Origin of the sequence: Curvibacter sp. AEP1-3 (assembly GCF_002163715.1) — a bacterium.
In the GTDB taxonomy this organism is placed as follows: Bacteria; Pseudomonadota; Gammaproteobacteria; order Burkholderiales; family Burkholderiaceae_C; genus Allorhodoferax.
Genome location: NZ_CP015698.1, coordinates 4,319,006 through 4,337,227, shown reverse-complemented (window position 1 = coordinate 4,337,227; position 18,222 = coordinate 4,319,006). Strand labels below are relative to the sequence as shown.

Sequence of the window (18,222 nt, the reverse complement as noted above, 5' to 3'; positions counted from 1 at the left end):
CTCTCCTTGCTTAGCCGAAGCGGCCTGTAATGTAGTCTTCTGTTTCTTTGCGGGTCGGCTTGAAGAACATTTGTTCTGTAGGACCGAACTCGACCAGATCGCCCAAGTACATGTAAGCGGTGTAGTCGCTGCAACGGGCCGCTTGCTGCATGTTGTGGGTCACGATCACCACGGTGTAATCGTTCTTCAATTCCACAATCAGCTCTTCCACCTTGGCAGTAGAGATAGGATCCAACGCAGAGCAAGGTTCGTCGAGCAACAAGACTTCTGGCTTGATCGCAATGCCGCGGGCAATGCACAAACGTTGCTGCTGACCGCCCGAGAGGCTGGAGCCGCTTTGGTGCAACTTGTCTTTCACTTCAGTCCACAGCGCGGACTTGCGCAAGGCCCATTCCACGCGCTCTTCCATGTCGGTGGAGCTGAGGTTTTCGAACAACTTCACGCCGAAGGCGATGTTGTCGTAAATGGACATCGGGAACGGTGTGGGCTTCTGGAACACCATACCCACCTTGGCACGCAGCAAGGCCACGTCTTCCTTGCTGGTTAGCAGGTTCTGGCCGTCCAACAGGATCTGGCCTTCCGCGCGCTGCTCGGGGTAGAGCTCAAACATGCGGTTGAAAATGCGCAACAAAGTGGACTTGCCGCAACCGGAGGGGCCGATGAAGGCGGTCACGCGCTTCTCCGGGATCTCCATGTTGATGCCCTTGAGGGCGTGGAACTTGCCGTAGTAGAAGTTCAGGTCCTTGACAGAAATCTTGGACTTGGTAGGGGCGCTAGGTGTGTTCAACATACAGGTAATCCTTTAATCGTCAGTGCGCGGCGCGCATCAGGCTTTGGAGCGGGTCAGCACCCGCGCCAGAATGTTCAGTCCCAAAACAGCCAGGGTGATCAGGAACACGCCTGCCCAAGCCAGCTGTTGCCAGTTTTCATAGGGGCTCATGGCGAACTTGAAGATAGTCACCGGGAGGCTGGCCATGGGCTCGCTCAGGGAAGACGTCCAGAACTGGTTGCTCAGCGCCGTGAACAACAAGGGCGCTGTTTCGCCGGCAATGCGGGCGACCGCCAACAACACACCGGTAATCACACCGGCACGGGCCGACTTCAGGGTGATGCTCAGAATCACTTTCCACTTGGGCGCGCCCAATGCATAGGCCGCTTCACGCAAACCTGCTGGAACCAACTGGAGCATGTTTTCCGTGGTGCGGATCACGACCGGGATCACGATCAGGGACAAGGCCAGAATGCCTGCGTAGCCGGAGAATGACTTGAACCGCGATACCACCACGGCATAGACAAACAATCCGACCACGATAGAGGGCGCAGACAAGAGGATGTCGTTGACAAAACGCACGGTGGCTGCCAGCCAGCTCTTGCTGTCGAACTCGACCAGGTAAATGCCGGCCATCACGCCGATAGGAGTGCCTACGCAAGTAGCCAGAACCACCATCAACAAAGATCCGTAGATGGCGTTGGCCAAACCACCGGCCTCATTGGGCGGCGGAGTCATTTGCGTCAGGGTAGCGATGGACAAGCCACCCAGTCCCAGGCGGACTGTTTCCCACAGGATCCAGAACAGCCAGAACAAGCCGAACGCCATGGCAGCCAAGGCCAGAGCCGTTGCGACAACGTTGACACGCTTGCGATACGCAAAGCGCGCGGTGCGGATTTCAGACAAAGTTGCGCTCATGACTTGGCTCCTTCCGACTTGCGCAATTGCGCCAGCAGAAGTTTGGACAAAGAGAGAATCACAAAGGTGATAAAGAAAAGCACCAGACCCAAGTACATCAATGACGCTTGGTGCAAGCCTTCACCGGCTTCGGCGAATTCATTGGCCAGTGCAGAGGTAATGCTGTTCGCTGCCTGGAACAGGCTGAGCGAATCCAGTTGGTTGAAGTTGCCGATCACAAAGGTCACTGCCATGGTTTCGCCAATGGCACGCCCCAAGCCCAACATGATGCCGCCAATAACGCCGGTCTTGGTGTAAGGCAAAACGACCTTGGACACGACTTCCCAGGTTGTGGCTCCCAATCCGTAAGCGGACTCTTTGAGCATGGGTGGGGTCACTTCAAACACATCACGCATGACGGATGCAATGAAGGGAATGATCATGATGGCCAGAATAATGCCGGCCGACAAAATGCCGATACCTACGGGCGGGCCGGAGAAAAATGCGCCGATATAGGGCACGCCAGCAGTCCAGGCTTGAATGGGTTGCTGCACATAGGTGGCCAATACCGGGCCGAACACCAAAAGCCCCCACATGCCATACACGATGGACGGTACGGCAGCCAACAACTCAATGGCAGTGCCCAAGGGACGCTTGAGCCACGCGGGTGACAACTCTGTCAAAAACAAAGCAATACCGAAGCTGACGGGGACCGCAATCAAAAGTGCGATCAACGAAGTTGCCAAGGTGCCGTAGATCATGACCAAGCCACCGAAATCCTCTTGTACAGGGTCCCAAGTGGTGCTGGTCAAAAAGGAGAGTCCGTACTTGCTGATCGCCGGCCAGGCGCTCATGGTCAGAGTAACCAAAATGGACACCAGCAGGACCAGGGTGACTAGAGCGGAGGCCTTGGCCGCCCAACCGAACATGCGGTCAGCCAGGGGCCCTGAACGGGCACGTTTCATCGGGGGTGGTTTTGTCATGACGCGGGAAGATTGTTGAACAATGTTCTGACTCGGGGAATCCCCATGGACGAGTGTAGATGACATGGGGATTTCCTCCGTCAGTGTCAATTCAACAGCGGCTTACTTGAAAGCGATGGGCTTGCCAGCGCCATCCTTGATTTCGCCCCAGGACTTCTGGATGGCGGCAACCACAGCTGGAGGCATAGGCACGTAATCCAAATCTTCAGCAGCCTTGGCACCGTTGGTGTAAGCCCAGTTGAAGAACTTGAGGGTCTCAGAAGCGTTAGCTGGCTTGTCTTGTTTCAGGTGCATCAAAATGAAGGTAGCGCCGCTGATAGGCCATGCATCCTTGCCGGGCTGATTGGTCAGAATCTGGTAGAACGTCTTGGTCCAGTCAGCACCTGCAGCCGCTGCCTTGAAAGTGTCATCTTCAGGCTTCACAAAGTTGCCGGCAGCGTTTTGCATGATGGCGTAGTTCAGCTTGTTTTGCTTGACGTAGGAGTACTCCACGTAACCCATGGAATTGGGCAGGCGTGCCACGAATGCGGCCACACCTTCGTTGCCCTTGCCACCTGCGCCTACAGGCCAGTTCACCGCTGTACCTTCACCCACTTTGGACTTCCACTCGGCGTTCACTTTGCTCAAGTAGTTGGTGAAGATGAAGGTGGTACCGGAACCGTCCGCACGGCGCACTTGGGCGATAGGAGCGTCTGGCAGATTCAAGCTGGGGTTCAAAGCCTTGATGGCAGGATCGTTCCACTTGGCCACTTTGCCCAAGTAGATGTCACCCAACACTTGGCCGTTGAGCTTCAGGGTGCCGGGTTCGATACCCTTCACGTTAATCACGGGAACCACACCACCCAAAACGGTGGGGAACTGCATTTGACCCTTGGATTTCAAAACGTCGTCAGTCAAGGGAGCGTCAGAGGCGCCGAAATCCACAGTCTTGGAGTCGATTTGTTTGATACCACCACCGGAGCCGATGGACTGGTAATTCACCTTCACGCCAGTGGCCTTGTTGTAATCAGAAGCCCACTTGGAATAGATGGGTGCAGGGAAAGAAGCGCCTGCACCGGTGATTTCCTGAGCAGAGGCGAAACCGGAAGCAGCCAGAGCAGCACTTACTCCGGCAGCCAAGGCGATGCGTTGAAATGTCAATGTCATGGGAAGCCTTTAGACGTAGGGTTGGAAAATTCGAACAGGTTGAACTTTAAGAATCTTTTATGACAAGTATGTGACGAAGCGCATCCAATGCAAAGGGGCAAGCAAAGGAGCTTCGCCAAGCCCGATTTTCAAACTTTTGTCACAAAACTGACGCAAAAGATACTTACGCTCTGCGGTTTTCAACCTTGGAGCCCGCCATGTCCGTATTCGCCCTCTCCCGCCGCACACTCATCGTCGCAGCCACTGTCCTGGCCGGCTTGAGCGGTTGCGCCACCGTGTCCCAGCCCGTCAGCGTGGCTGACACCATCGCCCGCACCCCTTCTCTGAGCACCCTGAACTCCCTGGTGTCCAAAGCCGGACTTACAGAAGCGCTTAAGGGCGCGGGCCCATTCACCGTGTTTGCGCCCAGCAACGACGCATTCAAGGCTGTGCCAGCCAAAACCCTGGACGAACTGGCCGCCAACCCTGAAAAACTCAAGGCCGTACTGACCTTCCACGTGGTGCCGGGCAAGCTGGCTGCTGCGGACATCAAAAACAGCAATGTGAAATCGCTGAATGGCGCAGTTCTCGCAGTTTCCAAGGCCGGAGCTTTTGTCACCGTAGAGAACGCTGCCGTGACCGACGCTGACCTGCTTGCCACCAACGGCGTGGTGCACGTGGTCGACACCGTGTTGCTGCCGCCGGCGAAATAAGTCTTAAAGCAACAAGCAAATGAGCTGCTGGCGCACATAGAACGTGCGCCAGCAGCTATTCTTTTTATAGCAATCCAATTACTACATGTTCCAGACGTCGTACCGCCTGACCCGCCGCTCCCTGCTCGCCCAAATTACCCTGGGCAGTTCTGCCCTTGCAGCGCCTGCCGCTTTTGCGCAGGGCAACAAGGCAGCTTCCGCTTCCAATGGCCCCGTGGTTGTGCAAGTGGTGGACGTGTCAGCCTCACAAATCGACGTTTCCCGGGACTTTCTGGTCGGATCCCGCGCTGCCTGGCAGGACCTGAATGCGCGCGGCGGTATCCGCAACAAGGCGGTGCGTCACTTGGTGTTGGAAGTGGATGGCAGTGCCAAGTCTCTGCGCGGCGTGGCCGACGCCCTCAAGGGCATGAACGAATGCGTCGCAGCCGTCGGCACTGTGGGCGACAAAGTGGCTGCCCAATTGGCTGCTGTTCTGCGACGGGAACTGCCCGATTTGCCCCACGTAGCGCCTTGGCTGCACAACCCCGGTGATGGCGCCGATAACACCTTCAGCATTTTTGCCACACGGCAGGAGCAGATTGCCTACGCCATCAAGTCGCTCTCTGTCATGGGCGTGCAGGAAGTTGGCGCCGTGTATGGCAGCACCTCGGAGTTGGCCACCTACCGCGAAGACGTGGAGCGTGCCGCCACCGAGCTCAAACTCAAGGTCCGTACCTACGCGCCCACGACCACCCTGGACAGCTTGGCCACCACTCTCAATGCCCAAAGCCCGCGCATCCTGATTTTTCTGGGCGGCACGCCGGAACTGGCCCAATTCGCCCAAGGTATCGAAAAGCAGGCCGCTCAGCGCTACATCGTTGCCATGTCGGATGTGAATGTGGTCGCTTTGCAGCAATTGGGCGTGTCACGCTTCACCCCCGTGATCGCCACCCAGAGTGTGCCGGCCGTGAACAGTAACCTGCCCATCGTGCGCAACTACCGTGAAGTGCTGGGCCGCCTGTATGACGAGCCGCCCACCGCCCAAAGCCTGGCCGGCTTTGTGTCGGCACGCTACTGTGCTGAGATGCTCCAGACGGTAGAAGGCAGCTTGAACCGCCCCAATGTGTTTCAGGCCTTTGCCAAACGCCAACCCCTAGAACTCGCGGGTTTGCGACTGAATCCGGACACCCGCAAACGCACCGGTGTCCTCGTCACCCAAAGCATGTTGGGCGCAGACGGCAAAATAGTGGGCTGAATTTCTACCCCCGCTTTGTGCAGGGGTACCATGCACACCACGCCGATTAATCTTTTCACCTGACTTATTCATGAACAACGGAAACCGCCTGGCTGCAGTGGACTTGGGCTCCAACAGCTTCAGGCTCGAAATCGGACGGGTGGACCACGGCGAATTCCAGCGCACCGAATACCTGAAAGAAACCGTGCGCCAAGGGGGCGGGCTCGACGAAGAGCGCAACCTCACCCCGGCCGCCATGCAGGCCGGATGGGAGTGTCTGGCTCGGTTCGGGGAGCGTTTGGCGGGCTTCAAGCCGCACGAAGTTAAAGCCGTTGCCACCCAAACCTTGCGTGAAGCCCGCAACCGCGACGTATTCCTGGAAAAAGCCAACGCCGTGCTGGGCTTCCCGATCGACGTGATCTCCGGCCGGGAAGAAGCCCGGCTGATTTACCAAGGCGTGGCACACATGCTGCCCGCCAGCGATGAACGCCGACTGGTCATTGATGTGGGGGGCCGCTCCACCGAACTCATTCTGGGACAAGGCCTGGTGCCCGGCACCATGGAGTCCTACCGCGTGGGCAGCATTGCGTGGTCCAAACGCTACTTCCCGGACGGCACCTTCACCCGCAAAGCATTTGAGATTGCCGAAGTCGCCGCCAAAGCAGTATTGGATGAAGCATTCGATGCCTACCACCCGGACCTGTGGGACACCGCATACGGTTCCGCAGGCACCGTGGGCGCCATAGGCGATGTGCTGGTGGCCGCCGGCTGGCCTGAAGGCGTGCTAACCCAGGAGGGGTTGGACTGGTTGCTGGAGCGACTGGTAAGCGCGCAAAGTGCGGACCGCCTGCGTATCGCCGGCATGCGTGAAGACCGCCGCGCCATCATTGGCGGTGGTCTGAGCGTAATGCGGGCTATTTTCAGCCTGCTGGGAATTTCAGAAATGCAACAGGCCACCGGCGGTTTGCGACACGGCCTGATCTGCGATCTGACCGGCGGTGCACGCGACTATGGCGACCTGCGTGCCAAAAGCGTGCAGCGTCTGGCATCCAAATTCAATGTAGACACCACGCACAGCGCACGCGTGGCCAAGGTCGCCACCCAATTGCTCCAACAATTGCTGGGCACCTATGAAGCTCCTGAGCCTGAACGCCTGTTGCGCAAGTTGGCTTGGGCGGCGGAGTTGCACGAAATCGGCAGCCATATCTCGCACAGCGACTATCACAAGCATGGGGCCTACATTCTGGATAACGCAGATGCTGCCGGCTTCTCGCTGTCAGAGATGCACCGCCTGAGCCTGCTGGTGCTGGGGCACCGCGGTAAGCTGCGCAAACTGGAACCGGTGCTCACCCAGGATGATTTGGTGCTGCAACTGATTTGCCTGCGCTTGGCAGTGATTCTGTGCCACGCACGACGCGACCCGGACCTCAAGGGCATGACCCTGGCAGCCGGACCTGCAGGCAGCCACGAGGTGCATTTGAATTGCCGTACGGCTTGGGCGACTGCCTACCCGCAAAGTGCCCACCTGTTGCGGGAAGAAGAGCTCGCATGGCAGAAAACGCCATGGACTCTACACATCAGCGGAATCTAAGCCAGCACTGTTTCGTGTAAACCGGTAGTGGACAGTTTGGCCTCGTGCTTGGCCATGGCGGCCAGGTTGGCCACGTCCTCCGCACGGGTGAAGTGCTGACCGTCAACCACCACAGCACCGATGGACAAAGTGGTACATGGGAAAAACCGTCGTACCCCGTGCCTGTCCTCGGCTTCGATTCCCCCCGCCGCACGCGCGTTGTCGTCAAACAGGGCGCGGGCCCGCTCGGCAAACTCGGCCACCAGACGTTCGCAGCGTTCACGCCAATCGGTGCTTTGGAACAACAAAATAAAGTCATCGCCCCCCACGTGCCCCAAGAAATCCCGCTGGGAATCACATTGCTCCATCGCGATACGGGCAAGCAGACGAATCATCTCGTCGCCCCGCCAATAGCCGTAATAGTCGTTGTAAGGCTTGAAGTGATTCAAATCCGCGTAACAAGCCACAAAGCACGCCTGCTTCTTGAGAAGGCGTTCGATATGCTGGGTGATGGGAATATTGCCCGGCAAAAACGTGAGTGGATTGGCGTGCCGGGCGGCTTCAATGCGCGTCTCGGTCACCGAGCGCACCAGCTGGTCTCCGGTGCCCAAGCCCACATAGCGACCGTTCTCTGTAGCAATAAAACCATCACTCAGGTAGCGCTGATCCTGTGAGGTCAGAATGCCCACCAGCTCATCCACGCTGTGCTCCCGCTCAATCAGGCGGGGCTCAGGGTTGGCGTGCACCACACAGGGTTTGCGGCCCCACACCTCGCGGTAATACAGCTTGGTGTATTCGTTCATGAACTGTGCCCTGTTGATAATGCCCACAGGACGCTCGCCCTGCAGCACTGCCACCGCATGCAAAACCGGGTTTTCCAAAAATATCCGTGCCAGCGTGTCATTGTTGGTGTCGGGCGTCACGGTAGGCGCCTTCAGCAGCGACAGGCTTCGCAAATGCCCACCCTGCGAAATGCGGCCCAGCTCCGGCAGTACTACCACCTGACGCTCTGCCAATACACGCCGGGGCTCTTCCGGCAAAGTTTGTAGCGGACTCCCCTCAGGGCGCCCCAGAAAATAGCCTTGGCCGTACTCAATGCCCACGTCTCGCAGCACCCGCAAGTCTTCGGCGGTTTCAATGCCCTCCGCGACCAGGGCGGTACCAAAGATGTTGGCAATTTGCTGCAGCGCCTGGATGGTTTTGAGCTTGTCACCATGGGCGCTGATGTTGCGGGTGAAGTACTTGTCAATCTTCACTACCTCCGGCTTGATCTGGGACCAAAGACGCAAGCTGGAACGGCCATCACCGAAATCATCCAAGGCGAGAGACAAGCCCGCAGAACGGACCTCATTCACCACCTCGGCCAGACGATCCATGTTCTCCACACGCTCGTGCTCGGTAATCTCCAACACCAGCATGCGGGGGATCACATGGAAATCCTGAATCCAATGCAGCAAGCCTTCGCGCCCACGCGAATCAAAGGCCTTTATCAGCGCCTCGGCGCTGATGTTCACAAACAAGCGTCCCGCGGTTTTGAGGCGCCCCCAGCTGCTCAGGGTTGCCGCAACACAAGCGGTCTCCAGCTCATAGGAAAGACCTTCCTGGACCGCGGCAATCAACAACTTATCCGGAGTGTGCAGAGCACTGCCTTGAGGCCCACGGATCAGGGCCTCATGTGCATAAACAGCCCCATCATCCAATTTAATGATGGGTTGAAAAACGGGGTACAACGCATTGCGTTGCAGTATTGCCTCCAGGGGTCTTGGCCCGCTGTTGGTAGGCATGTTGCCCTTGACCAAACGCAACTGGGTTGACTGCATGGCGAGCTTCCAAACGACGTAGGGGCCGCGATTTTCCCGCCGATGAATGACAGTGAAGTGACAAAACCTCTTCATCCCTGCCCGATTCATGTTGAATCCCGGGTGCTTTCATTCACACAAAACATGAAACGGTATAAACTGTATATACCGTTTAACAAAGGAGTGCTCTGCATGACAACTACCGAACAAAATCCAACCATCACCCCCACAGTTACTGCTGAGCAAAGTGCTGCACCTGCAAAAACTGCAGCGAAGCCGGTAGCCAAAGCAGTGCCAAGCAAGCCTGCTAAAAAAGACATCGCCAAACCTGCGACCAAGCCTGTCAAGAAAGTAGCTGCAAAGCCCGCTGCAAAAGCTCCCGCCAAAGCGTCCCCACAGGCCGTTGCAAAGGCAGCACCCAAAGCTGCCGCTAAACCAGCTACGAAGCCAGTAGCTGCCAAAGTCACTACCAAGCCGGCCGCTAAAGCTGCCAAGCCTGTTGCAAAGCCAGTGACCAAACCTGTGGCAAAGCCAGCAGCCAAGGCGGCCACCCCAAAAGTGGAAAAAGCGAAGAAACCCAAAATGGTTCGTGACAGCTTCACCATCCCCAAGAATGAATATGACGTGCTGGATGTGTTGAAAATGCGTGCCGCCAAGCTGGGCAGCCCGGTCAAGAAAACCGAACTGATCCGCGCCGGCATGAAAGCCATCGCCGCCCTGAGCGACGCAGCTTTCAAGACTGCCCTGTCCGCAGTGCCCAGCCTAAAAACCGGCCGCCCTGCCAAAGGCAAAAAGGCCTGATTCAGGCCTTTGCTGAGTGCGCTGACGGGGTCAGAGCACCTCGGGTGACTGCACCGTCACCACCACCGTTTGCCCGACTCCGTCGCGCTCCCGGTGGCGCAGCCACCAGAGTGCGCCCTTCTTCACGGCGCACTCACTCTCACTCAAGCCCAACAGACGGGAAATCGTCTGTCCCAGCGTGGGTTGGTGGCCGACCACCACCACACATCCCTTGGCATTGGGCCACTGCACCAAGCGCAACAAATCATCCACATTGCTGAGCGGCGCCAGTGAGGAGTGGGTTTTGTATTTGCGCTGCAAGGCCATAGCCGTTTGCTCGGTGCGGGTTGCCGGACTCGCCCAGATCCTTGCACCATCCGGCAGTTGCCGGTCCAGCCATGCTGCCATGCGAGCAGCTTGCTTTTCGCCTTTGCTGGTCAGCGAACGCAACATGTCGTCACCGACCAGATCCAGGTCTATGGCCTCTGCATGCCGCCACAAAATCAGGTCCATGGCTTGGTCTCCCTCAGCGTTTTTCGAAGCGGCCGTAGCGGTCCATCAGCGCTTTTTGTGCGCTGTGGGCGTTGCCCTGCTCCACCGAGCCATTGCGGTAGTACAGCCCGTCCGCATGCATGTCCCAGGCGTCCACGCCATCATGCAAATAGGCCACCAGGCATTCGTCTACCAGGCGCTGCCGCAAGCCTTCATCCGTGACCGGCCAAGCCACCTCCACACGGCGCACCATGTTGCGGTTCATCCAATCCGCACTCGAGAGGTACAGCTCGTCCACTCCATCGATCCGGAAGTAAAACACCCGCGAGTGTTCCAATAAACGGCCAATGACCGAGCGGACCCGGATGTTGTCGGTGTAGCCCGGCACTTGGGCCGGGAGAATGCAAGCACCCCGCACGATGACATCAATCTTGACGCCCTGCTGGCCGGCAGCGATCAGGCTGCGGACCAATGCCTCGTCCGTCAGCGAGTTCATCTTCGCCACGATGCGGGCGTCTTTGCCGGCTGCTGCAGCACGGCCCAGCGCGTCGATCTTGGCGATCGTATTGCGGTGCAAATGGAAAGGCGCCATCCACAATTTGGACAAGCGTGGCAACTTGCTCTGGCTGGCCATGTGCACGAACACATGCTCCATATCGGTGGTGATAGATGCATCTGCCGTGAGGTGGCTGATGTCGGTGTAAAGACGCGCCGTACGCGGGTTGTAGTTACCGGTGGACAAGTGACCATAGCGCTTGAGGTTTTTACCCTCACGGCGGGTGATCAGCATCATCTTCGCGTGGGTTTTGAGGCCCACCACCCCGTACACCACCTGGGCGCCGATGGACTCGAGCATCTCAGCCCAGTTGATGTTGGCCTCTTCGTCAAAGCGGGCTTTGAGCTCCACCACGACTGTCACTTCTTTGCCGCGGCGCACGGCCTCACGCAGCAACTCCATCAGCTCGGAATCTGAGCCCGTGCGGTAAATGGTTTGCTTGATAGCAAGCACCTTGGGGTCGTTCACCGCTTCGCGCAGGAAAGACAGCACGCCATCAAAGCTTTCGTACGGCTGGTGAATCAGGATGTCGCGCTCTTTGAGTTGTTCAAAGATGGAGCGTCCCGGATGCATCTGAACCGGAAAGTTAGGCTTGTACGGCGCGAAGCACAAATCGGGACGTTCGGCCAGGTCGATCAACTGCGTCAGGCGCACCAAGTTCACCGGGCCATGTACCCTGTAAAGCGCCTTGGCCGGCAACTCAAACTGCTTCAGCAAAAAGTCCGCAAGGTGCTCGGAACAACCTGCCGACACCTCCAGGCGAACGGCCTGCCCGTAATGCCGGTGCTCCAGGCCTTGACGCAGCGCCATGCGCAGGTTCTGCACGTCATCCTCGTCCACCGCCAGATCAGAATGCCGCGTCACGCGGAATTGCGAAAACTGCCAGACCTCCCGTCCGGTAAACAGCTCGGCCAAGTGCGCACGGATGACGCTGGAAAGTGACACAAACGAGGCCTTGGCCCCGGCCACCTTGTCGGGCATGCGGATGAGGCGCGGCAGCACCCGCGGCACTTTCACAATCGCGATTTCATTTTCGCGACCGAAGGCGTCTTTGCCGGTCAAACGCACAATGAAGTTGAGTGATTTGTTGGCTACTTGCGGGAAGGGGTGCGAAGGGTCCAGCCCCACCGGGATCAGCAGCGGGCGCACTTCTTTTTCAAAGTACTGCTTGACCCAGGCCCGTTGCGCCGCGTTGCGCTCGCCGTGCGACATGATGCGGATGCCTTGTGCCTCGAAGGCCGGCATCAGTTGTTCGTTGTACAGCGTGTACTGGCGGCTCACCAGCTTGTGCAGCGAGTCAGCCAAACGGTCAAAGCTGGCCACCGAGTACTGGCCTTTTTCGTCCCGGGCACGTGCGGCACTCAAATGCGGTTCTGCGCGGACTTCAAAGAACTCGTCGAGGTTGCTAGAGACAATGCACAGGAAACGCAGGCGCTCCATCAAAGGCACGTCTTCACGCACCGCCCAGTCCAGCACGCGCTCGTTGAAAGCTAAAAGACTAAGGTCGCGGTCCAACAGACGAGGGTCTGCAATGGAGGAGCGATCCTGAAAAGAGGTCCACATAGCGTTTTTCAAATGACTGATAGATGTCAGATTTTTGACGCTTCAGATGACATATTTATGACGTCTACCGCACCAACCGCTGCGCGCTGAAGACGTGTGCCGGCGCGGGCAGGAACCAGATGGCCCGCAAACATGAGCGAAGCATACGCCCAACTGAACTGCAGGGCCCGGCTGCGTGCTTCATGGCGTGGGACGCTGAGCGCACCATACCAGGCTTGCTGCAAATCACTGTGCGTTACGCCGCCCTGTGGTGGCACGCCCACCACTTCGGTCGGCCCCTCCACCGGGTAGGCGGCTACCGGTGTGCCGCAGGCCATGGCCTCCAACATCACCAGCCCGAAGGTTTCGTGCTGGCTGGGCATCACAAATACATCGGCCGCGGCATACACCTGCGCCAACTCGGCGCGTGGCAACACCCCCAACCAACGCACCATGGGATAGCGCTCGCGCAGGTCTTTTTCCAACGGCCCGACGCCGCATACGACCTTGGTGCCTGGCACATCGAGCTTCAAAAAGGCTTCGATGTTCTTTTCATACGAAGCCCGGCCTACAAACAAGGACACGGGCCGTGCCATCGCCCCCAGAGGCGCGTACACCTGCGGAGCATCCTGGTAGTTGAAGAGGCGGGTATCCACTCCATGTGTCCAGCTCCGCAAATTGCGAAAGCCTTTGTCATGCAGCAGGCGCAGCATCGCTGAGGTCGGCACCAGCACACCGGACGAAGGTTTGTGGAAATGCCGGAACAGCGCATAGCCAATCCACAAAGGCACTTTGAGTGCAGCCTTCAGAATCTCGGGAAACCGGGTGTGATACGCCGTAGTGAACGCCAAGCCGCGCTTGCGGCAGTAACTCCGTGCAGCCCAACCCAGCGGGCCTTCGGTGGCCAGGTGGATTGCATCTGCATTGGCGACGTCCAGCATCTCAGCCAGGGGCTTGGCCGGGCGCACCGCGATGTCGATGCCGTCGTAGCCGGGGCAAGGCCGGGTGCGGAACAAACCGGGGTGGATGACTTGTACCGCATGCCCCAAGGCCTCCAGCTCGCGCACCAGCTCGACCAGCGTGGTTACCACGCCGTTCACCTGCGGAAGCCAGGCATCCGTTACCAGAACCAATTTCATGCCACGGTTCCCTGCAAAGGTGCAGGCAACAAGGCAGCTGCCGGTTTGGCGGGTGTGTCGCCCCATTGGACCAATTCCAATTGACCGTCCATATGCTCTACCAGTGCGGTGCGGCTCTCCACCCAGTCACCATCGTTGCAATACAAGGTGCCGTCAATCGTGCGCATTTCGGCGCGGTGGATATGGCCACACACCACGCCATCATGCCCCCGGTTGCGGGCTTCCTGGGCCACTGCCTTTTCAAAGTCGGTCACATAGTTCAGCGCCATCTTCACTTTGTGTTTCAGGTAGGCCGAGAGCGACCAATAGGGCAGCCCGAGGCGGGCACGCCAATGGTTCAAATGGCGGTTCATGCGCAGGGTGAATTCGTAGGCGTAATCGCCGGTGTAAGCCAGCCATTTGGCGCGCTGAATCACCGCGTCGAAATAGTCGCCATGGGTGACCCAGAGCTTGCGCCCGTCGGCGGTGGTGTGCACCGTGTCCTCATGGACTTCGATGCCACCGAACTGGTGGCCCACAAACGCGCGGGCAAACTCATCGTGGTTACCGGGGATGAACACCACGCGGCAACCCTTGCGGGCGCGGCGCAAAAGCTTTTGCACCACGTCGTTGTGGGCCTGGGGCCAGAACCAGCGGCGGCGCAGTTGCCAGCCGTCGATGATGTCGCCCACCAGATACAGGTTGTCGCTGGGGTGGTGCTTCAGGAAGTCGAGCAGCGGCTTGGCTTGGCAACCCGCCGTGCCCAAATGGATGTCTGACACAAACACCGCGCGGTAGCGGCGGTGGCCCACGTCGTCATCGGCGTCGGTGCCTTCGGCGCCCGTCACCAATCCATGCAAGTTGGCTCCCAGGGCGTCGAATGTGCTGCGCATTACGCCCCCAGGAAGTGCTTGCGGTAACGGGCCGGCAGGTCCGCGATGCGCATGAGCATCGGCAGGTCTGCGGTGTTGAAGTCCGGGTCCCAGGCCGGCGCGCCCAGCACCTTGGCGCCCAAGCGCAAATAGCCTTTGATCAGTGCAGGCGGCTCCACGTCCAGAGTGCTGTCCAACTGCTCGATGGGCAATGGCAAGCGGGGGCGCACGTGGTAGTCAATCGGGGCCAGGTGGGTGGCTTGCACCTGGCGCCAGATGCTGGCTGCCACATCGCCACTCACCACACCGTTGTGCAGCATGGGGATGCTGGCGCAGCCGATCATGGAGTCCAGCTGGTTGCGCACCATGAACTCCGCCAAGGCACCCCACAGCGCCATGATGACGCCACCGTGGCGGTGATCCGGGTGCACGCAGCTGCGGCCCAGTTCCACCATGCGCTCGCGCAAGGAACGCAGGCGGGTCAAATCAAACTCGGTGTCGCTGTAGAAGCTGCCCACGCGCTTGGCCTGGGCAGGGGTCAGCACGCGGTAGGTGCCTATCACCTGGCCGGTGGCCTGGTCGCGTACCAGCAAGTGCTCGCAGAAGTTGTCAAACAAATCGACATCGTGCCCGGCCAAAGGGGTGTTCAAACGCGCGCCCATCTCGCCGGCAAACACGTCATAGCGCAGGCGCTGGGCGGCACGCACATCGTCCTGATGGCGGGCCCACTGCACTTCGATGCCGGTGGCGCGCTCCGCCAGTTTCAGGGCAATGGGTACCGCTGCTGCCGGCATGGCCGGGGCCTGGATGGTGGGCGAGGCCAGCGTGGGCGTGGTGTGGATGGCGGTACTTGTCATTGTTATCCCCTTCTGTGAGTGCGGTTTCAATGAGCAGGAAGTGTGGTCAGACGCCGTGACCCGAACGTGGCAGTTCAGTGAAGTTTTCGTGACATGCGATTCGCTAGCGCAATTAATTCAATATTTCAAATATCATTGAAATATGAGCACTGACATCGATGCCGCTTCGAACGAAGCCCGGACCCTCAAAGCCCTGACCGCCCTGGCGCAGGCCCAGCGCCTGCGCATTTTCAAGGCACTGGTGGTGGCCGGGCAGGACGGTTTGACCCCCGGCGTACTGGCGGAGCAACTGGCCTCCACGCCCAGTGGCCTGTCGTTTCACCTGAAGGAACTGGCCCACTCTGGCCTGATTGACAGCGAACAGCGCGGACGCAACCTGATTTACCGCGCCAACTTCGCCCGCATGAACGGCGTGCTGGCCTACCTGACCGAGCACTGCTGCCAGGGCGCTGCCTGCGAGGTGAGCATCACGGCCAATGCTTGCACCACCTGCTAGAGATAGCAAATATCAAATCTGCTTCCAGCGCACATAAAACATGCGCAAGCAGCTCCTGAATTCATAGCAAAACTTTCATTTACGTTCCACTCGCAAAGGAAGCCACCATGTCTGCCAAACCCCTCAACGTACTCTTTTTGTGCACCCACAACTCGGCCCGCAGCATCCTGGCTGAAGCCACGCTCAACCACATCGGCGGCGGCCGCTTCAAAGGGTTTTCTGCCGGTAGCAGCCCGCGCGAGAACCAGCAGCCCAACCCCATGGGCCTGCAAACCCTGCGCAACGCCGGCATCAGTGTGGACGGCCTGCGCAGCAAAAGCTGGGATGAATTCGCCCTGCCCGATGCACCGCACATGGACCTGATCATCACCGTCTGTGACAACGCCGCCGGCGAAGTCTGCCCCTTCTGGCCCGGCAAGCCCGCCACCGCCCACTGGGGCTACGCCGACCCGTCTGCGGGTGATGGCAGCGACGAACAGAAGGCTGAAGCCTTCAAAAACACCTTGCACGCCATCCACCAGCGCCTGGAGCTGCTGGTGAACCTGCCCGCCGACAAGCTGGACGCCATGGTGCTGCAGCAAACCGCCAAGGAGCTGGCAACAGCATGAATACACCGGCCCCACTTCCAAAGCAGCTGCTCTCAGAATTCGCAGGCACCGCCGCCCTGCTCTGCGCCGTCATTGGCTCGGGCATCATGGCCCAACGCATCAGCGGTGGCAACGATGGCGTCGCCCTGCTGGCCAACACCCTGGCTACCGTGTTCGCGCTCTACGTACTGATTGAAAGCCTGGGCCCCGTGAGCGGCGCGCACTTCAACCCGCTGGTTACCCTGGTGATGTGGTCAAAAGGGCAGATGGCGCCTGAAAATAGTGCGCGAGCAGCTACGTTTTTTATAGCATCGCAACTCTCCGGCGCCGTGGCGGGTGCAGCTCTGGCAAACGCCATGTTTGAGCTGCCGCTGCTGCACTTCAGCCAGCACCTGCGCGGCGGCTGGGACGCTGCCGGCCAGTTCACCGGCTGGGGCCAATGGGTGGCAGAAGCCGTGGCCACAGGCGGGCTGCTGTTCACCATCCTGCGCGCACCCGAGGGCAAAGCCCCTGCGCTGGTGGCCTGCTACATCGGCGCGGCCTACTGGTTCACTGCCAGCACCTCGTTTGCCAACCCCGCAGCCGTCATGGGCCGCATGTTCAGCGACACCTTTGCCGGCATCGCCCCGGCCAGCGCTATCGGCTTTGTGCTGGCGCAAACCGTGGGCGCGGCCCTCGGCGTAGCCTTGGCCCAATCACTTTCTTCCAAGAAGACTTCAGTATGACCATCACCATTTTTCACACCCCCGCCTGCGGCACCTCGCGCAACACACTGGCCATGATCCGCAACAGCGGCGTGGAGCCCACGGTCATTGAATACCTCCAAACCCCGCCCACCAAGGCCCGTCTGCAGGAGCTGCTGGCCGCCATGGGCACCGGCCCCCGCGAGCTGCTGCGCGAAAAAGGAACGCCCTATGCCGAGCTGGATTTGGCCAATAAAAAGTGGACCGACGACGAGCTGCTGGACTTCATGCTGGCACACCCTATCCTCATCAACCGCCCTTTAGTGGAAACGCCCCTGGGCACCCGCCTGTGCCGCCCGTCCGAGCTGGTGCTGGACATCCTGCCCCAGGCCCAACAAGCTGCATTCACCAAAGAAGACGGCGAAGCGGTGGTGAATGACAAGGGCCAACGTGTCTGATGTGCTGAACACCCTGCCCCAGCTGGAGGCCGCGCACTTTCGCCTGCCGGATGCGGCCGCGCTGCGCCCGGCACCGTCCACCCACGCGCCACGCATTGCGCTGCTGTATGGCTCGCTGCGGCCCCGGTCCTTCAGCCGGCTGCTCACCGAGGAAGCGGCACGCCTGCTGCAAACCATGGGGGCTGAGACCCGCATCTTCAACCCCAGCGGCCTGCCCCTGCCCGACGACGCGCCCGACACCCACCCCAAGGTGCAAGAGTTGCGCGAGCTGACGCAGTGGGCCGAAGGCATGGTCTGGACCTCGCCCGAGCGGCACGGCGCCATGACCGGCATCATGAAGGCCCAGATTGACTGGATCCCACTCAACAGCGGCGCTGTGCGCCCCACCCAGGGCAAAACACTGGCAGTCATGCAGGTGAGCGGTGGATCGCAAAGCTTCAACGCCGTCAACCAGATGCGCGTGCTGGGCCGCTGGATGCGCATGCTCACCATTCCCAACCAAAGCTCGGTGGCCAAGGCCTTCATGGAGTTCGGCGACGACGACCGCATGAAACCCTCTGCTTACTTTGACCGCGTGGTCGATGTGATGGAAGAGCTGGTGAAGTTCACTCTGCTCACCCGCGATGCGTCCGACTATCTGGTGGACCGCTACAGCGAGCGCAAAGAGAGCGCTGAGCAACTGATGAAGCGGGTGAATCAGCGTAGCCTGTAA

The 18,222-nt window shown here is 59.4% G+C and carries 19 protein-coding genes; 9 read left to right on the top strand and 10 right to left on the bottom strand.

What is annotated here, in order from left to right; translation table 11 throughout:
- Nucleotides 1–10: 10 nt before the first annotated feature.
- The 4 genes from pstB to pstS all read right to left on the bottom strand — a co-directional run bounded on the left by pstB (nucleotide 11) and on the right by pstS (nucleotide 3,795).
- Nucleotides 11–790 carry a phosphate ABC transporter ATP-binding protein PstB gene (gene pstB, locus AEP_RS20320; protein ID WP_087497077.1) on the bottom strand — a complete coding sequence of 260 codons (780 nt, stop codon included), beginning with the start codon at nucleotides 788–790 and terminating at the stop codon, nucleotides 11–13.
- Nucleotides 791–826: 36 nt separating this feature from the next.
- On the bottom strand, nucleotides 827–1,687 hold the full coding sequence (gene pstA / locus AEP_RS20315) for a phosphate ABC transporter permease PstA (RefSeq protein WP_087497076.1): 861 nt from the start codon (nucleotides 1,685–1,687) through the stop codon (nucleotides 827–829).
- Entirely contained in the window at nucleotides 1,684–2,649 is a 966-nt protein-coding gene (pstC, locus tag AEP_RS20310) for a phosphate ABC transporter permease subunit PstC (RefSeq protein ID WP_087497075.1), read from the bottom strand. Before pstC ends, pstA begins: the two co-directional genes overlap by 4 nt.
- 102 nt (nucleotides 2,650–2,751) lie before the next feature.
- Complete coding sequence (gene pstS, locus AEP_RS20305) at nucleotides 2,752–3,795, bottom strand: phosphate ABC transporter substrate-binding protein PstS (protein WP_087497074.1); 1,044 nt, start codon at nucleotides 3,793–3,795, stop codon at nucleotides 2,752–2,754.
- A 197-nt stretch (nucleotides 3,796–3,992) separates the two neighbouring features.
- Between pstS and AEP_RS20300 the strand changes: the two genes are divergently transcribed.
- The 3 genes from AEP_RS20300 (at nucleotide 3,993) to AEP_RS20290 (ending at nucleotide 7,291) form a co-directional block, all read left to right on the top strand.
- Entirely contained in the window at nucleotides 3,993–4,487 is a 495-nt protein-coding gene (locus AEP_RS20300) for a fasciclin domain-containing protein (RefSeq protein WP_087497073.1), read from the top strand.
- Nucleotides 4,488–4,572: 85 nt separating this feature from the next.
- Nucleotides 4,573–5,721, top strand: a complete 1,149-nt coding sequence (locus tag AEP_RS20295) for an ABC transporter substrate-binding protein (RefSeq protein ID WP_087497072.1) — start codon at nucleotides 4,573–4,575, stop codon at nucleotides 5,719–5,721.
- Nucleotides 5,722–5,791: 70 nt separating this feature from the next.
- Nucleotides 5,792–7,291, top strand: a complete 1,500-nt coding sequence (locus AEP_RS20290) for a Ppx/GppA phosphatase family protein (RefSeq protein WP_087497071.1) — start codon at nucleotides 5,792–5,794, stop codon at nucleotides 7,289–7,291.
- On the opposite strand, the gene AEP_RS20285 is transcribed toward AEP_RS20290, so the two are convergent.
- On the bottom strand, nucleotides 7,288–9,090 hold the full coding sequence (locus tag AEP_RS20285; RefSeq protein ID WP_087497070.1) for a GGDEF domain-containing protein: 1,803 nt from the start codon (nucleotides 9,088–9,090) through the stop codon (nucleotides 7,288–7,290). The genes AEP_RS20290 and AEP_RS20285 overlap by 4 nt on opposite strands.
- Nucleotides 9,091–9,261: 171 nt before the next feature.
- On the opposite strand from AEP_RS20285, the gene AEP_RS20280 reads away from it, so the two are divergent.
- Nucleotides 9,262–9,870 carry a hypothetical protein gene (locus tag AEP_RS20280; RefSeq protein WP_087497069.1) on the top strand — a complete coding sequence of 203 codons (609 nt, stop codon included), beginning with the start codon at nucleotides 9,262–9,264 and terminating at the stop codon, nucleotides 9,868–9,870.
- Nucleotides 9,871–9,900: 30 nt separating this feature from the next.
- On the opposite strand, the gene AEP_RS20275 is transcribed toward AEP_RS20280, so the two are convergent.
- Genes AEP_RS20275 through AEP_RS20255 form a run of 5 tightly spaced genes read right to left on the bottom strand, consistent with a single transcriptional unit; the run spans nucleotide 9,901 to nucleotide 15,223 of the window.
- Nucleotides 9,901–10,362, bottom strand: a complete 462-nt coding sequence (locus AEP_RS20275; protein WP_087497068.1) for a SixA phosphatase family protein — start codon at nucleotides 10,360–10,362, stop codon at nucleotides 9,901–9,903.
- Nucleotides 10,363–10,375: 13 nt separating this feature from the next.
- The gene (gene ppk1 / locus AEP_RS20270) at nucleotides 10,376–12,460 is read right to left on the bottom strand and encodes a polyphosphate kinase 1 (RefSeq protein ID WP_087497067.1); all 2,085 of its coding nucleotides are present in this window, start codon (nucleotides 12,458–12,460) and stop codon (nucleotides 10,376–10,378) included.
- Nucleotides 12,461–12,486: 26 nt separating this feature from the next.
- On the bottom strand, nucleotides 12,487–13,578 hold the full coding sequence (locus AEP_RS20265; protein WP_087497066.1) for a glycosyltransferase family 4 protein: 1,092 nt from the start codon (nucleotides 13,576–13,578) through the stop codon (nucleotides 12,487–12,489).
- Entirely contained in the window at nucleotides 13,575–14,450 is an 876-nt protein-coding gene (locus AEP_RS20260) for a UDP-2,3-diacylglucosamine diphosphatase (RefSeq protein ID WP_087497065.1), read from the bottom strand. Before AEP_RS20260 ends, AEP_RS20265 begins: the two co-directional genes overlap by 4 nt.
- On the bottom strand, nucleotides 14,450–15,223 hold the full coding sequence (locus AEP_RS20255) for a GNAT family N-acetyltransferase (protein WP_232460037.1): 774 nt from the start codon (nucleotides 15,221–15,223) through the stop codon (nucleotides 14,450–14,452). The genes AEP_RS20260 and AEP_RS20255 overlap by 1 nt, the downstream gene beginning before the upstream one ends.
- Before the next feature lie 205 nt (nucleotides 15,224–15,428).
- On the opposite strand from AEP_RS20255, the gene AEP_RS20250 reads away from it, so the two are divergent.
- The 5 genes from AEP_RS20250 to arsH all read left to right on the top strand — a co-directional run bounded on the left by AEP_RS20250 (nucleotide 15,429) and on the right by arsH (nucleotide 18,222).
- Nucleotides 15,429–15,782, top strand: a complete 354-nt coding sequence (locus AEP_RS20250; RefSeq protein ID WP_087497063.1) for an ArsR/SmtB family transcription factor — start codon at nucleotides 15,429–15,431, stop codon at nucleotides 15,780–15,782.
- Nucleotides 15,783–15,889: 107 nt separating this feature from the next.
- Complete coding sequence (locus tag AEP_RS20245; protein ID WP_087497062.1) at nucleotides 15,890–16,390, top strand: arsenate reductase ArsC; 501 nt, start codon at nucleotides 15,890–15,892, stop codon at nucleotides 16,388–16,390.
- Nucleotides 16,387–17,094: an aquaporin gene (locus tag AEP_RS20240; protein ID WP_087497061.1), complete on the top strand. Its 708-nt coding sequence runs from the start codon at nucleotides 16,387–16,389 to the stop codon at nucleotides 17,092–17,094. Before AEP_RS20245 ends, AEP_RS20240 begins: the two co-directional genes overlap by 4 nt.
- Nucleotides 17,091–17,510 carry an arsenate reductase (glutaredoxin) gene (gene arsC, locus AEP_RS20235; RefSeq protein WP_087497060.1) on the top strand — a complete coding sequence of 140 codons (420 nt, stop codon included), beginning with the start codon at nucleotides 17,091–17,093 and terminating at the stop codon, nucleotides 17,508–17,510. Before AEP_RS20240 ends, arsC begins: the two co-directional genes overlap by 4 nt.
- Entirely contained in the window at nucleotides 17,488–18,222 is a 735-nt protein-coding gene (arsH, locus tag AEP_RS20230; RefSeq protein WP_087497059.1) for an arsenical resistance protein ArsH, read from the top strand. The genes arsC and arsH overlap by 23 nt, the downstream gene beginning before the upstream one ends.